Raw genomic sequence first — 14,759 nt, forward strand, 5'->3', positions numbered from 1 at the left:
GTCAGCTCGCCACCGTGAAGTCGGCACCGAGCGCCGACAGCTTGTCGAAGAGCTTCTCGTAGCCGCGACGGATGATGTCGACGTTGCGGATGGTCGAGACCCCCTCGGCCGCGAGGGCCGCGATCACGTAGCTGTAGCCGCCGCGGAGATCGGGAACGACGACATCGGCACCATGGAGAGGCGTGGGCCCGGTGATGACCGCGGCCTGCTCCAGAGCCCGACGGGGAACGCGACGATCGTCGCTGGCGATCCCCTCCGGGTGGACGACGATGTCGGCCCCCATCTGGTTGAGCGCCTGCGTGAAGCCGAGGCGGTTCTCATACACCGTCTCATGCACCGTCGAGACGCCCTCCGCCTGCGTGAGCGCGACGATGAGGGGCTGCTGCCAGTCGGTCATGAACCCGGGGTGCACATCGGTCTCGACCATCACCGGCTTGAGCGCGCCGCCCCGGCGGAATCGGATGCCATCCTCGGCGATGTCGAAGTCGCCCCCGGCTTTGCGGAAGACGTTGAGGAACGTCAGCATCTCCTGCTGCTTGGCGCCGGCGACGAGGATGTCCCCATCGGTGGCGAGAGCCGCGCACGCCCACGACGCCGCCTCGTTGCGATCGAAGATGCAGCGGTGGTCGTAGCCGCGGAGGCTCTCGACCCCCTCGATGAAGATGACGCGGTTGGGCTCGTAGGAGATGATCGCGCCCATCTTCTGCAGCACGGCGATCAGGTCCATGATCTCGGGCTCGATCGCCGCGTTGCGAAGCTCCGTCGTGCCCTTCGCGCGCACGGCCGTCAGGAGCACCTGCTCCGTCGCGCCGACGCTCGGATAGGGCAGCTCGATGTTCGCCCCGTGAAGCCCCTCGGGGGCCGACAGGCGGATGCCGCTCGGGAGCTTGTCCACCGTGGCACCGAACGCACGCAGTGCGTCGAGGTGGAAGTCGATCGGACGGTCGCCGATGCGGCATCCGCCGAGATCGGGGATGAACGCCTGCCCGAGGAGGTGCAGCAGCGGGCCGCAAAAGAGAATCGGGATGCGCGACGCTCCCGCGTGCGCGTCGATCTCCTCCATGTGCGCCGAAACGGCGCCGCTCGGATCCAGGCGCAGCACGCCCTCCCCGTCGTCGTCCACGCGGACGCCGTGGACCTCGAGGAGCGAGCGGACCACCTTCACGTCGCTGATGTCGGGAACGTCGCGCAAGACGCTCTCCGATTCACCAAGAAGGGCGGCGACCATCGCTTTGGTCGCCAGGTTCTTCGCGCCCTTCACGTCTACGCGACCGCGCAACGGGTGACCGCCGCGGATCGTCAGGGTCTCGCCCTGCTGACCGCTCGGCTTCGACGACGCCGACTCGCTCACGAGTGTGTTCATCCGATCGACCTCACTTGTATCTCGAGGAATCTCCTACGACACCCCGTCGTGAGGGGCGTGTTCTCGGGCTACGGAACGGGGAGCGTCCGTGGTCGCCACGCCTCTCGGCGCGCCTCGAACTGCGAGATCTTGTCTTCGTTTCGCAGGGTGAGCCCGATGTCATCGAGCCCTTCGAGGAGCCGCCATCTAGTGTAATCGTCGATCTCGAAAGTGAGCCGGAGGTCACCGACGACGGCGGTGCGCTCCTGCAGGTCGACCGTCATCCCCGCACCGGGCTGGGCGTCCAGCAGCTGCCAGACCCGCTCGATGTCAGCCTCGGCGACCACGCCTGTCACGAGGCCCTGCTTGCCGGCGTTGCCGCGGAAGATATCGGCGAACTTGGGGCTGAGCACCACGCGGAAGCCATAGTCGCGCAGCGCCCACACCGCGTGCTCGCGGCTGGAGCCCGTGCCGAAGTCGGGGCCGGCCACGAGGATGCTCGCGCCGCGGTACGCGTCCTGGTTCAAGACGAATTCTGGGTCGTTTCGCCAGTTCGCGAACAGCGCGTCCTCGAAGCCGGTCTTGGTGACTCGCTTGAGGTACACCGCGGGGATGATCTGGTCGGTGTCGACGGCGGAGCGCTGCAGCGGGGCGGCGACACCGGTGTGGGTCGTGAACTTCTCCATGTCAGGCCTCCACGGTCTCTCGCGCGACCAGGTCGCTGGGACTGGCGAGTCTTCCCAGCACGGCCGTGGCCGCAGCCACCAGGGGCGAGACAAGGTGCGTCCGCCCACCCTTGCCCTGGCGGCCCTCGAAGTTCCGGTTGCTGGTGGACGCGCAGCGCTCCCCCGGGGCCAGCTGATCGGGGTTCATGCCCAAGCACATCGAACATCCTGCGAAGCGCCATTCGGCGCCGAAGTCGGTGAAGATCTTGTCGAGACCTTCCGCCTCCGCTTCCAGTCGCACGCGTGCTGATCCCGGAACGACCATCACCCGGACACCGTCCGCCTTCGTCCGGCCTTTCACGATCGATGCGAACTGTCGCAGGTCCTCGATCCGGCTGTTCGTGCAGGAGCCCATGAAGACCGCGTCGACGGGAACCTCCTTCAGCGGCGTGCCCGCGCGCAGATCCATGTATTCCAACGCCCGCTCGGCGGCGGCGCGTTCGTTCGGGTCGGCGATGGTCGACGGATCGGGGACGACGTCGTTGAGCGACACGCCCTGGCCGGGGTTCGTCCCCCAGGTGACGAACGGCTCCAGCTCGCCGGCATCGAGGAACACCTCGGCGTCGTAGACCGCGCCCTCATCGGACGGAAGCGTGCGCCAGTACGCGACGGCGTCGTCCCAGTCCTGGCCGGTGGGCGCGTGAGGCCGGCCCTTGACGTAGGCGAACGTCGTCTCGTCGGGTGCGACCATGCCGGCGCGCGCTCCCGCCTCGATCGACATGTTGCAGATGGTCATCCGGCCCTCCATCGACAGCGCCCGGATGGCGCTGCCGCGGAACTCCAGCACGTAGCCCTGACCGCCGTTCGCGCCGATCTTGGCGATGATGGCCAGGATGATGTCCTTCGCGCTGACGCCCGGCTTCACCTCTCCCTCGACCGTGATGGCCATCGTCTTGAAGGGTGTGAGCGGCAGGGTCTGCGTCGCCAGGACGTGCTCGACCTCGCTCGTGCCGATACCGAACGCCATGGCGCCGAACGCTCCGTGGGTGCTCGTGTGCGAGTCGCCGCACACGACCGTGATACCCGGCATCGTGAGGCCCAGCTGGGGACCGACCACGTGGACGATGCCCTGTTCCTTGTCCCCCAGGGAATGGAGCCGCACGCCGAACTCGTCGGCGTTGCGACGCAGCGTCTCGATCTGGGTGCGGCTGGTGAGGTCGGCGATCGGCTTGTCGATGTCGAGCGTGGGCGTGTTGTGGTCCTCGGTCGCGATCGTGAGGTCGAGCCGGCGCACGGGCCGACCCTCCGCACGGAGACCGTCGAACGCCTGGGGGCTCGTGACCTCGTGCAGCAGGTGCAGGTCGATGTAGATCAGGTCAGGCTGTCCGTCTTCGCCCTTGACGACGAGGTGGTCCTCCCAGACCTTCTCGGCGAGCGTGCGGGGACGGTCGGGAATCGGGGTGCTCATGTGTCTCGTTCTCCTGGAAGGGGCAGTGCCCACGGATTCAGGCCCGCGTCGGACTCCGCGACGAGAGAGGGCTCAGAACGAGTTCTCGTCGCGGCCGATAAGGAGAAGGCGAGCGATCCGCACCGGCTCAGATTACCACCGCGACGACGCTACCCGGTTCATCGAGGACCAGCGCTCCTCGTGCCGTCGACCGTCGGCGGCGTGCCCTTCTCCTCGGCGACCGCTGCCGCTGCCGCCTCCGCCCCGCCCGCCCGACGCTCGCGGGCGGAGGCGGCGAGGCTGGCGACCGTGGCGACCGTCATGGCCACCACGATCACGCCGAGCGACATCCACGTGCTGATCTCCGGAGCCCACTCGATGTGCTCGCCCCCGTTGATGAAGGCCACCTCGTTGACGTGCATGGCGTGGAAGACGAGCTTGACGCCGATGAAGGCCAGGATGAACGCGATCCCGAAATGCAGGTAACGGAGCCGGTCGAGCAGATCCCCCAGCAAGAAGTAGAGCTGGCGCAGCCCCATGAGGGCGAACAGATTCGCGGTGAAGACGATGAACGGGCTCTGAGTGATGCCGAAGATCGCCGGGATCGAGTCGATCGCGAACAGCAGGTCGGTGACGCCGATCGCCGCGAAGACGATGATCATCGGCGTCCACATCTTCTTCCCCGCTACGACCGTGCGAACCTTCGCACCGTCGTACTCGTCGGAGATGTCGATCGCGCGACGCAGGACTCGCACGATGAAGCTCTCGCGCTGCACGTCGTCGTCGTGATCGCCGCCCGGGAAAGCCTGCCGCCAGGCGGTCCACACGAGGAACGCACCGAAGATGTAGAACACCCAGCTGAACTGCTCGATGATCGCGGCGCCCGCGAGGATGAAGAGCCCCCGCAGCACGAGGGCGACGATGATCCCGACCATCAGCACTTCCTGCTGATACCGCCTCGGCACCGAGAACTGACCCATGATCAAGACGAACACGAAGAGGTTGTCGATCGACAGGCTGTACTCGGTCAGCCATCCCGCGACGAATTGGCCCGCGTACTCCCCGCCCGCGAACATCCACATCAACCCGGCGAAGATGAGCGCCAGGGTGACGTAGAAGACGACCCAGAGCGTCGACTCGCGCGTGGAGGGGATGTGTGGTCGGCGCAGGATGATGAGGAGGTCTGCCGCGAGGATGAGCGTGAGGACGACGAGCGCGCCGATCTCGAACCAGACGGGAAGGTCGAGGTCCATTCGGGCCTTTCAGAGGGGTGACGAAACGTCGAAAGTCTCTCCCCCGCTGTCGCGGCGCGCGCCCGGGGCCCCGACGACGGAGCCCGTGATGACGGACGCGCGAGTCCGGGATACTCCCTCTCGCACAGGCAAGGATAGCGCGCGCGGGCGACGACCAGACGCGGACTGTGAGACGGTCTGGGGAGAACGGACACCTCCCTCGTGAGAGACGATATGGAGACCATGACGGATCCGACCGCCCGGGGCGATACCGGACAGAGCGACGCAGAACTGGTCGCGGCGGCGGCGAGTGGCAACGCCCTTGCCTTCCGCGCCCTCTATCGCGCCTACGCGCGGCCGGTCTATTGGGTCGCGCACGGTCTGGTCGGCAACGCGGCGGATGCGGAGGAAGTCATGCAGGAGACGTTCCTCACGGCCTGGCGAAAGCTCCCCGGGATGACGTTGGAGGGCGAGTCCGCCCTCCCGTGGCTCGTGACGATCTGCCGGTTCCAGAGCGCGAACCGGATCCGGCGGCAGCAACGCGACCGTGCGAACACCGCCGCCGCCGTCGACGAGACGATTCCGGCGACGGTCGACGTGGAGCACCAGGTCATCACGGCGCAGCTGACGGAGCGCATCTTGCGCGAAGTCGCGACCCTCAGCGCGCTGGACCAGGAGATCTTCCGTCTGTGCGCCGCCGAAGGGTACGCGTATGAGGCAGCGGCCGAGCAACTCGGCGTCAGCCACGGCGCCGTCCGCAATCGACTCTCCCGCATCCGCACGCGTCTGCGGAGCGCCATCGAACCGGAGGGAAGGTGAACGCCATGAACGCCGACGACACGGAGCTTCCTCCGCTGAGCGACGCGCGAGTCCGCGAGATCGAGGAGAGCCTGCTCGCCACGATCCACGAGGAGGGACGGCGCGATTCCCGGCCGAAGGCGCACCCGGTTCGGCGGCGACGTAGGTGGGTGGCGGGCGCCACCGCTGCGGCCGCCGTCGTCGTGGCTGCCGCCGTCATCGCGCCGTCGCTGCCCGGCCTCCTGGGGCGGAACGCGACCGCCGGCTCCGCGCCCGCCGGCGGCGTGGTGGGCCTGCAGCAGGCAGAGGGGGGACGCGACTTGTCGGGACAGACCGCCCCGCACCCGGTGGCTCCGGTGACCGGTGACCAGGGCGTGAACACCCACGATCGGGAGATCATCGCGACGGCCACCGCATCGGTCGTCGTGGACGACGCCCGCGCGGCCGCGGACGCGATCGGGAAGGACGCCGTCGCACGAGGCGGGTATGTCGAGGCGATGAGCCTCGGATCCGGGGGCACGCTTCCGATGCGAGACGGTGAGGGGTTCGTCCCCGAAGGCGGTGCGATGGCTGTTTCCGACGCGTGGATCACCGTCCGGGTGCCCGCCGCGCAACTGACCGAGGCCACGACGGCGCTCGGCACACTCGGGGAGGTCACCTCGTCGCAGGTCGATCGCCGCGACGTCACCTCCGAGGCCGTCGACCTCCGGGCGCGCGTGTCCGCCCTCGAAGCCTCGGTGGATCGCCTCACGACGCTGATCTCCCAGGCGGACTCGACGGCGGACCTGCTCGCCGCGGAAGAGGCCCTGTCCTCCCGTCAGGCCGATCTGGAGTCTCTGCAGCAGCAGCTGACCCAGTTGGAGGACCAGGTGGGCATGTCGAGTCTCACGGTGTCGCTGACCACTCCCGCGCCGGCCGTCACCCCCGATCCCGCCGGATTCGGCGACGGCGTCGCCGCGGGATGGAACGGACTGCTCGTCGCCCTCAACGCCCTCGTCGTCGCCGTCGGCTTCCTGCTCCCCTGGCTGGGGCTGATCGCGCTCGCGATCCTCGTCGTCTGGCTCATCCGGCGTCGTCGCGGCGGCCGTGCCCGTGCCCGCGTCGCCGAGGTTTCGACGGAGGACTGACCCAGGAGAACGACAGAACGCCCGGTCAGAAGACCGGGCGTTCTGTCGTGTTGGTGACCCCAGCGGGATTCGAACCCGCGTTACCGCCGTGAGAGGGCGGCGTACTAGGCCGCTATACGATGGGGCCGATCAGGCAACCGTTCGATTATGCCATGCCGCGCACGCCCTCGCCAAATCGAGGAGCGGCTTGCTCGCACCGCGCGTACGGCGTTGACTGGTCGCATGCGCGTCACGAAACACGAACATGCCTGCCTTCGTCTGGAGTCGGAGGGAAGGACCCTGATCATCGACCCGGGCGCCTTCACGTTGCCGCTCCACGATCTGGACAAAGTGGTCGCCATCGTGCTCACTCACGAGCACCCGGACCACTGGACCCCCGAGCACCTCGACCGGCTCCTCACCGCGTTCCCCGACGCCGTCGTCTACGGTCCCGAAGGCGTCGCCACAGCGGTGGCTGAGCACCCGGTCACCGTAGTCTCGCCCGGCGACACGGTCACCGCGGGGCCGTTCACCCTGTCTTTCTACGGGGGCACCCACAACGTGATCCACGAGTCGATCCCGACGATCGACAACCTCGGGGTTCTCGTCAACGGGGAGTTCTACTATCCCGGCGACTCCTACGCCGTGCCCGAGGGCGTCGAGGTGGGGCTGCTCGCTGCGCCCATCGGCGCCCCGTGGCTGAAGATAGGCGAGGCGATCGACTTCGTCCTGGCCGTCGGTCCCCGGCGCGCCTTCGGCACGCACGAGATGACCCTGTCGCGGGTCGGGCTCGACATGCACCGCGCGCGGCTCACCTGGGCGACGGAGCAGGGCGGCGGAGAGTTCCTCTCCCTCGAACCCGGCGAGTCGACCGACCTCTGACGATCTCCGCCAGACGCACGAAAGCCGCGGGAAAACTCCCGCGGCTTTCGTGTCTCCGGTGACGGATTACTCGGCGTCGTGGTCGGTCTCGAGAAACGCCACCAGGCTGTCGAGCGCCTCTTCGGCACCGTCGCCCTCGGCCTTGAGTGTCACGACCGTGCCCTGCGTGGCGCCGAGACCCATGAGGGTCAGGATGCTGCCGGCGTTGAGGTCGGGGCCGCCGTCGACCGCGATGGTCACGGGCACTCCGGTCGCCTGGACCGCCTGCACAAAGAGCTTCGCGGGACGGGCGTGCAGCCCGGAGCTGCTCGCGACGGTGGCGGTGCGTTCTGCCATGGTGTTCCTCCTAGGTTCAGTCCTTCGAGACTATGCGGCGACGGCGCCCTGCGGTACTTCGACGCGACCGTCGATAACCGCCGGTGCGGGGCGGCGACGTGCGAACCGCTTCAGGAGCACGACCGACACCGCGCTGACGACCGTGCCGACGGCGATGGCGAGGAGCCACAGCCAGAAGCTGTCGATGGCGAAGAACACGAAGACACCGCCGTGGGGCGCCTTCGACGTCACGGCGAAGGCCATGGACAGGGCGCCGGTGACGGCGCCGCCGATCATCGAGGCGGGGATGACGCGCAGCACGTCGGCCGCGGCGAACGGGATCGCGCCTTCGGAGATGAAGGCAGCGCCGAGGAGCCACGCCGCCTTGCCGTTCTCGCGCTCCGGCTCGGTGAACAGGCCGCGGCCGAGCACGGTCGAGGCGAGGGCCATGGCGAGGGGCGGAACCATGCCTGCCGCCATGACGGCCGCCATGATCTGCAGGTAGCGCTCGTCGCCCGCGATGCCCAGGGCCAGGTTCGCCGTCGCGAAGCCGTAGGCGACCTTGTTGACGGGTCCTCCGAGGTCGAAACACATCATGAGACCGAGGATCGCGCCCAGGATGATGACACCGGCACCGGTGAGGCTGCCCAGCCAGTCGTTGAGCACCGACATGAGCCACGCGATCGGACCGCCCAGCACCATGAGCATCAGCCCGGACGCGAAGATCGAGGCCAGCAGCGGGATGATCACGACCGGCATCAGACCGCGGAGCCAGCGCGGCACGTCGAAGCTGTTGAGCCACCACGCCGCAACACCGGCGAGGAGACCGCCGACGATACCTCCGAGGAAGCCCGCGCCCATGAACGCGGCGACGGCGCCGGCGACGAATCCGGGCGCGATGCCCGGGCGGTCGGCGATGCCGAAGGCGATGTAGCCCGCGAGCGCGGGGACGAGGAAGCCGAACGACAGTCCACCGATCTGGAAGGCGACCGCGCCGAGATACTGCCCCAGCGGCCCGAGCGGCGAGACGATGTCGGTCGTCGGCAGGTTCCAGAGCGTCGAGTTCTGCAGGGTGAAGACCGCGTTGCTGACACCGCTCGCGTGCGCGGAGGCGATCTGATAGCCGCCGAGGAGGAAGCCGAGCGCGATCAGCAGGCCACCGCCGGCGACGAACGGGATCATGTAGCTCACGCCGGTGAGGAGTGCCCGCTTGACGCTTCCCCCGAGGGATGTCGGGGCCGCCGAGGCGGTCGCGGCAGAGGTGGCACTTCCGGAGACCCGAGCCGCGGAAGGGTTGCGCGCAGCGGCCACGGCCTCGGCGATCAGCTGCGCGGGTTGCTCGATCCCCCGCTTGACGCCGGCGCGGACGACCGGCTTCCCGGCGAAGCGCTGCTGCTCGCGGACATCCACGTCGACGGCGAAGATCACCGCATCGGCCTGGTCGATGAGCTTCTGGTCGATCGCCTTGTAGCCGCTGGATCCTTGGGGCTCGACGACGAGGTCGATGCCCTCCTTCTGGCCCGCGGCGGTGAGGGCGTCCGCGGCCATGAAGGTGTGCGCGATCCCGGTCGCGCACGCGGTGACGGCGACGATCCGAGCCGGACGTCCATCGACGAGGAGCTTCTCGTCGGGCGCGGCCGGCGCCGCCGCCGTGGGGGCGGCAGCGGGCGCCGGCGCGTCGGAGACGGCCTCGGAGACGAGGGCGACGATCTCGTCCGCCGTGGAGGCCGAGCGCAGTCCCGCGGTGAAGTCGTCCTTCATGAAGCTGCGCGCGAGGCGCGACAGCATCGCGAGGTGCTCTTCGGCCGCCGTGTCCGGAGCCGCGATGAGAAAGACGAGGTCGGCGGGTCCGTCGGGCGCGCCGAAGTCGACACCCGGCGTCAGCCGGGCGAACGCCAGCGTCGCGCGGGTGACGGCGGGACTCTTCGCGTGGGGAATGGCGATCCCGCCGGGAAGACCGGTCTCGTCCTTCTCCTCACGCGCCCATGCGTCGGCGGCGAGGGCTGCCGCATCGGTCGCCCTCCCCTGTGCGGCGACGCGGGCCGCGAGAGCCTCGATGACCGCGCGCTTGTCTGCGCCGAGGGGTTCGTCGAGGCTGACGAGCTCCGCGTTGATGATCTCTGACACGGTGACCTCCAGTGGTCGATGATTCTCAGGGTGTGAGCTGCCGCACCGGCACGTCGCCGGACGGAAGATCAGTAGGGGTGGGTGCCTGGGTGCCGGGCAGAGCGGCTGCCGCCGATCCGTAGCGGATACCGAGCCGGACCCGGTCTGCCGGGGGCGCGCCGCTGACGGTGGCCAGGAGGAAGCCGGCCAGCGAACTGTCGCCGGCACCGACCGTGCTTCGCACGCGGGTGGGGGGCGGCGTTCCCTGCCAGGCGCCTCCTGCCTCGACCAGCACTGCGCCGTCGCCACCGAGGGTGACGAACGCGGCGCCCACGCGCGCGGGCACCAGCGACCGGGCGATGTCGGCCACGGTCTCGGCCAGCGGACGCGACGGGTCGAGGGAGACACCGGCGAGCTCGGCGAGCTCGTCCTCGTTGGGCTTGATGAGGTCGGCACGCCCGTCGGCGACGACGGCGCGAAGTGCCTCCCCCGACGTGTCGACCGCGATCGAGGGGGCACTGTCGCCCCATCGCGAGCGCACGGCCCGGATCAGCCGCACGTAGTAGTCGGTCGGGAGGCCAGGAGCGAGCGAGCCGGCGAGCACGAGCCAGTTCGCGCCACCGGCCGTCTCGACGACGGCCTCTTCGAGCGCGACCGCTTCGGCCGCCGCGAGCGGGGCGCCGGGAAGGTTCAGCTTGGTGGTCTCCCCCGCCGGGTCGGCGATGGTGAGATTGGCCCGCACCGATCCCCGGACAGGCACCGTGCGCACGGGAAGTCGCGCGCCACGAAGGGCCGCGGCGAAAGGGTCGCCATCGTTGAGGGGCAGGACGGCGACGGTCGGGTGGCCCGCCGCGGCGATCACACGAGCGACGTTGATGCCCTTCCCCCCCGCGTCTTCGCGAGCCGTCGAGGCCGCCTGTACCTCGCCGACCCGGAGCGGTGCGGGGAGGGCGATCGTGCGGTCCAGAGAAGGATGGGTCGTGACAGTGACGATCATGCGACGTGCACCTCCACGCCCGCCTCGTCGAGAGCGTCGGCGAGAGCGCCGGACGGGGCGGCGTCGGTGAGCAGGACGTCGACCGCGCTGAGCGGGGCGAAGGAGACCAGCAGCTCGGAATCGAACTTCTCCGCGTCGGCGAGAACCACCACGCGCCGTGCCGAGGCGACGATCGCACGCTTGACGGCCGCCTCGTCGGGGTCGGGGGTGCTCAAGCCGAACGCCGGGGACACTCCGTTGGTACCGACGAAGGCCACATCGGGACGCAGGCGCGCGATGGCCTCCACCGTCTGGGCGCCGACAGCCGCCGCGGTGAGCCCGCGCACCCGGCCTCCGATCGCGGTGAGCCCGACAGCACTGCCCGCCAGCAGGTGAGCGGTCGTCATCGAGTGGGTGACGACCTCCACCGACGAGGGCTCCCCCGCCGCCACCGCCGCGAGCTCTTGCGCCACGGCCGCCACCGTCGTTCCGGCGTCGAGGTACACCGATCCGGTGAACGAGCCACCCAGGAGCGAGATCGCCGCCCGTGCGATCGCCTGCTTGGCAGGGTTCCTCACCCCGGCACGCTCCGCGAAGGACGGCTCTGCGGTGCTCACCCGGGTGCGTGAGACCGCTCCTCCATGCACACGACGGACGACGCCGGTGGACTCGAGCGCGGCGAGGTCGCGACGGACGGTCTCCGTGGTCACGGCGAACCGATCGGCGAGATCGACGACCGATACGCGGCCATCGACCGCGATCAGCTGCTCGATCTGATGCTGGCGCTCCGTCGCGTACATTCGTCCTCCTTGAACAAGCCACACGTTACAACACTTAACAACATGTTCACAAGAGGTAAAGCCACACGTTCCCACACTCGATCGGATGCCGGCTCGCCGCGGCGGTGCAGCAAAAGGAGAAGGCCCCGACGGCGCGTCGGGGCCTTCTCAGAAGGATGTGAGGCTCAGGCCTCGCTCATCACCGTGACTTCGCGCTGACCGCGAGCGGCCAGTGCCGCCGCACGGGCGGCGAGGCGCCGGGCCTGCTCCGCCTGCCCTGCGTCGAGGATCTCCTGGTCGACGTGCACGCTCTCGACCTTGTTCACCCCGTTGTACTTCTCGATGTATGCGTCGAGCTCCGGACCGCTCGTCCACGACGTGATGAGGCAGTAACGCGGGGAGTCGCCGTAGTGGGTCGCCGCGTGCCACAGCCGCTGTGTGTCGATCACCAGCTGCGCGCCCGCCGGCAGCGCGATCCGCGTCTCCTGGCTCGGGTCGGTGCGGTTCTCACGCAGGACGAAGAAGCTGTCCTTGTCGTCGGTGAGGTTGAAGAAGCTGCGCACGACCCAGCCGGTGCCATCGGGGTTGAGACGGTTGTTGTCGTCCTGGTGGAGGTTGTAGAGGCAGTCCGCGTACGTGTTCGGCTGCAGCTCGATGATGCGGCAGCGCCCGACGTTCGCGCCCGGCTCCAGCGCGCGCTCGGTGAGCGTCGGCGCGATCGCGGTCTGCGAGTCGATCCAGACGCCGTCCTTGTCGGTGCGCGGCGGCTTGTGGTTCCAGAAGCCGTTGCACTCGATCTCGCCCTTGGCCGAAGCCAGCGGCGCGAAGCGGGTGTCACCCGAGGACTTCCAGTCGACGTACTCGACGTCGAGCCACTCCTTGGGATCGATCGGCTTGTTGTACATGTCGAGGACGACGTAACCGGTCTCCTCCAGAGCAGCGCTCTTGATGTATGCCATGACGGATCATGCCCTTTCTGTCGGACCAGCGAAGTTTTTACAGGCCCGACTTAGGCAAGCCTACAGAGGGCCGCTGCGAGGCCGACTAGACTCGTCCGGGGTTTCGAGGAGCGATACGAGAGCATGACCACAGCCACGAATGTCGATGCGACCGCCGTCAACACGATCGAGTGGCTCTCCGCCCCCGATACCACGATCGTCGTCCCGGTGTACCAGCGTCAGTACCGGTGGGACATCGGCGGGTGCGAGCAGCTCCTCCGCGATGTGCGGGCGGTGGCAGACGCCGCCGACGACGACACGCACTTCCTTGGTTCGATCCTCTCCACCGCGGCCGATGCCGCCAGCGCCGACGGTGCTCACCTCGTCTTGATCGACGGCCAGCAGCGCATCACCACGCTCATGCTCCTCGTCGCCGCACTTCATCACACCCTTGCCGTGGACGACCCCGCCACGGCGGCCGAGCTGGAGCGCGTGCTCATCCGCGCCGACGATCCGCACGCGACCAAGCTCCGCCCCCATCGGGCGTGGGCGGACGTGTTCGAGAGCGTCGTACTCGACCGTCGCGCGCCGGAGGACGCGGACCGGGTGTCGCGATTCGACGACAACTACGCCTTCTTCCGGAGCCAGATCCGGCCCGAGGAAGCCGCGCACATCTGGCGCGGGCTGCGACGGCTCGAGCACGTCTCGATCACCCTGGGCGCGGGCGCCAACGCGCAGCAGATCTTCGAGAGCCTCAACTCCACCGGAGAGCCGCTGCGCGACCACGAGCTCATCCACAACTACGTGCTCATGGGACTCACCCACGGCGAGCAGACCGAGATCGAGCGCGAGTACTGGCTTCCGATCGAGCAGAACACCGGGGACGAGATCGGCGCGTTCTGGCGCCACTACCTCGTCATGCTCACGGGGCGGGAAGTCACCGTGACCGGCGGGCGCGGCGTCTACGACACCTTCCGCGCACGCTTCCCGCGACTGGACATCGACTCGCTCCGCCGTCACGCCGCACAGTGGCGGGAGTTCTCGGAGATCTACCGCACGCTGATCGATCCCGCGGCGATCGACGATCCCGCATTGCGCGATCAGTTCGCGTGGCTGAACACCTTCGGGCGAGGCATGTACCCGCTCGTCATGGGCCTGTACCGGGACTACCTCCACGGTTCGCTTCCGGCCCACGAGCTCGTGAGGATCGTGGAGTACTTGCAGTCGCTCCTCCTGCGCCGCGAGATCCTGGGCCTGTCCAACGACCGGCTCGTCGCCCGGCTGTGCCGAGCATCCACCCTCGGGATCGACGCGCTCTCGCACGCCATCGGGCGCATCACACCGTCCGACCAGCGGACGCGGGTCGGCCTCAAGTACAGCGCCCTTCCCCACGCCGTCTACGTGCTCGGCCGCCTGTCGGACGTCTCGCCCGACACCGCCGTCGACCTCGACCACCTGGTTCCGTTGGCGCCGGGCGACGAGTGGAGCGGCGACGGCACGCGCCGCTGGGCAGACCTCAGCGACGACGAGCAGAACGCGCACCGTGCCCTCGCGCCCACCCTCGGCAACCTCGCGCTCCTCGAGCCCGAGCTGGCCGAGCGCGCCTTCGACGCCGACTTCCCCACCAAACGCGGTGTCTACGCCCACAGCGGCATCGCGCTCAGCCGCGAGGTCGCCGAAGCCACCACCTGGGGAACGGCCGCGATCGCCGCACGCACCGAGCACCTCACCGCCGAGTTCATGCGCGTGTGGTCGCGCCCCGATGTCGTCGGCATCGACGACGACAACCTCACCCCCGTGCTCGATGCCAAGATGCGTCGCGGGTGGCCTCCGGGCTGGCAGCGCGAGTTCGACTACGTCGAGTTCCGCGGCGAGCACTGGGAGGTCAAGGACGTCAAGTACCTCTTCCACCGCATCTTCCAGCGCCTGTGGGCCGAGTCGCGCCAGAGCGTCATCGACTTCAGCGCCCGACGCGGAGGACCGGTGTACCCCGCGATGGCGTGGAACGGCCAGTGGGACGAGATCGCCCCGGGGCAGTTCCTCTACCTCGGGTGGGATTCCCGATACATGCTCTCCGCCGTCCAGGGTGTGCTCGACGAGGCGGGATGGGCCTCCGAGGTCTTCCTCAAGTACTCCTACATCGGCGACGCGATGCCCTGACGACGCCCGTCGC

The 14,759-nt window shown here is 68.8% G+C and carries 13 protein-coding genes and 1 tRNA gene; 4 read left to right on the forward strand and 10 right to left on the reverse strand.

Annotated elements, in window-relative coordinates:
- Window position 1: 1 nt before the first annotated feature.
- The 4 genes from murA to AVP41_RS03190 all read right to left on the reverse strand — a co-directional run bounded on the left by murA (window position 2) and on the right by AVP41_RS03190 (window position 4,707).
- Entirely contained in the window at window positions 2-1,363 is a 1,362-nt protein-coding gene (murA, locus tag AVP41_RS03175) for a UDP-N-acetylglucosamine 1-carboxyvinyltransferase (RefSeq protein WP_067160641.1), read from the reverse strand.
- A gap of 68 nt (window positions 1,364-1,431) precedes the next feature.
- Window positions 1,432-2,028: a 3-isopropylmalate dehydratase small subunit gene (gene leuD, locus AVP41_RS03180; protein WP_067160643.1), complete on the reverse strand. Its 597-nt coding sequence runs from the start codon at window positions 2,026-2,028 to the stop codon at window positions 1,432-1,434.
- A 1-nt stretch (window position 2,029) separates the two neighbouring features.
- Window positions 2,030-3,475, reverse strand: coding sequence for a 3-isopropylmalate dehydratase large subunit (gene leuC / locus AVP41_RS03185; protein ID WP_067160645.1), 1,446 nt, complete (start codon window positions 3,473-3,475; stop codon window positions 2,030-2,032).
- Between the two features lie 158 nt (window positions 3,476-3,633).
- Window positions 3,634-4,707 carry a TerC family protein gene (locus AVP41_RS03190; protein WP_067160647.1) on the reverse strand — a complete coding sequence of 358 codons (1,074 nt, stop codon included), beginning with the start codon at window positions 4,705-4,707 and terminating at the stop codon, window positions 3,634-3,636.
- A 222-nt stretch (window positions 4,708-4,929) separates the two neighbouring features.
- Here AVP41_RS03190 and AVP41_RS03195 point away from each other — a divergent pair, with 222 nt between their 5' ends.
- Window positions 4,930-5,505, forward strand: coding sequence for an RNA polymerase sigma factor (locus tag AVP41_RS03195; protein WP_067162730.1), 576 nt, complete (start codon window positions 4,930-4,932; stop codon window positions 5,503-5,505).
- A 5-nt stretch (window positions 5,506-5,510) separates the two neighbouring features.
- Window positions 5,511-6,611 (forward strand): DUF4349 domain-containing protein, encoded by a 1,101-nt coding sequence (locus tag AVP41_RS03200; RefSeq protein ID WP_067162731.1) that lies wholly within the window; start codon window positions 5,511-5,513, stop codon window positions 6,609-6,611.
- Between the two features lie 51 nt (window positions 6,612-6,662).
- On the opposite strand, the gene AVP41_RS03205 is transcribed toward AVP41_RS03200, so the two are convergent.
- Window positions 6,663-6,738, reverse strand: a tRNA-Glu gene (locus AVP41_RS03205).
- A 95-nt stretch (window positions 6,739-6,833) separates the two neighbouring features.
- Between AVP41_RS03205 and AVP41_RS03210 the strand changes: the two genes are divergently transcribed.
- A complete protein-coding gene (locus tag AVP41_RS03210) occupies window positions 6,834-7,472 on the forward strand; it encodes an MBL fold metallo-hydrolase (RefSeq protein WP_067160650.1) in 639 nt (212 codons plus the stop codon).
- Window positions 7,473-7,538: 66 nt separating this feature from the next.
- Here the strand turns inward: AVP41_RS03210 and AVP41_RS03215 are convergent, their stop codons facing one another.
- The 5 genes from AVP41_RS03215 to AVP41_RS03235 form a co-directional block, all read right to left on the reverse strand.
- Window positions 7,539-7,808 carry an HPr family phosphocarrier protein gene (locus AVP41_RS03215; RefSeq protein ID WP_067160653.1) on the reverse strand — a complete coding sequence of 90 codons (270 nt, stop codon included), beginning with the start codon at window positions 7,806-7,808 and terminating at the stop codon, window positions 7,539-7,541.
- Window positions 7,809-7,838: 30 nt separating this feature from the next.
- Complete coding sequence (locus AVP41_RS03220) at window positions 7,839-9,914, reverse strand: PTS fructose transporter subunit IIABC (RefSeq protein WP_067160656.1); 2,076 nt, start codon at window positions 9,912-9,914, stop codon at window positions 7,839-7,841.
- Window positions 9,915-9,939: 25 nt separating this feature from the next.
- On the reverse strand, window positions 9,940-10,890 hold the full coding sequence (locus tag AVP41_RS03225) for a 1-phosphofructokinase family hexose kinase (protein ID WP_067160659.1): 951 nt from the start codon (window positions 10,888-10,890) through the stop codon (window positions 9,940-9,942).
- Window positions 10,887-11,669 carry a DeoR/GlpR family DNA-binding transcription regulator gene (locus AVP41_RS03230; RefSeq protein WP_067160661.1) on the reverse strand — a complete coding sequence of 261 codons (783 nt, stop codon included), beginning with the start codon at window positions 11,667-11,669 and terminating at the stop codon, window positions 10,887-10,889. Before AVP41_RS03230 ends, AVP41_RS03225 begins: the two co-directional genes overlap by 4 nt.
- Before the next feature lie 164 nt (window positions 11,670-11,833).
- Window positions 11,834-12,607, reverse strand: a complete 774-nt coding sequence (locus tag AVP41_RS03235; protein WP_067160664.1) for a hypothetical protein — start codon at window positions 12,605-12,607, stop codon at window positions 11,834-11,836.
- Between the two features lie 123 nt (window positions 12,608-12,730).
- Here AVP41_RS03235 and AVP41_RS03240 point away from each other — a divergent pair, with 123 nt between their 5' ends.
- Window positions 12,731-14,746: a DUF262 domain-containing protein gene (locus tag AVP41_RS03240; protein ID WP_067160667.1), complete on the forward strand. Its 2,016-nt coding sequence runs from the start codon at window positions 12,731-12,733 to the stop codon at window positions 14,744-14,746.
- Window positions 14,747-14,759 lie beyond the last annotated feature (13 nt).

Origin of the sequence: Microbacterium sp. TNHR37B (assembly GCF_001620065.1) — a bacterium.
GTDB lineage: Bacteria > Actinomycetota > Actinomycetes > Actinomycetales > Microbacteriaceae > Microbacterium.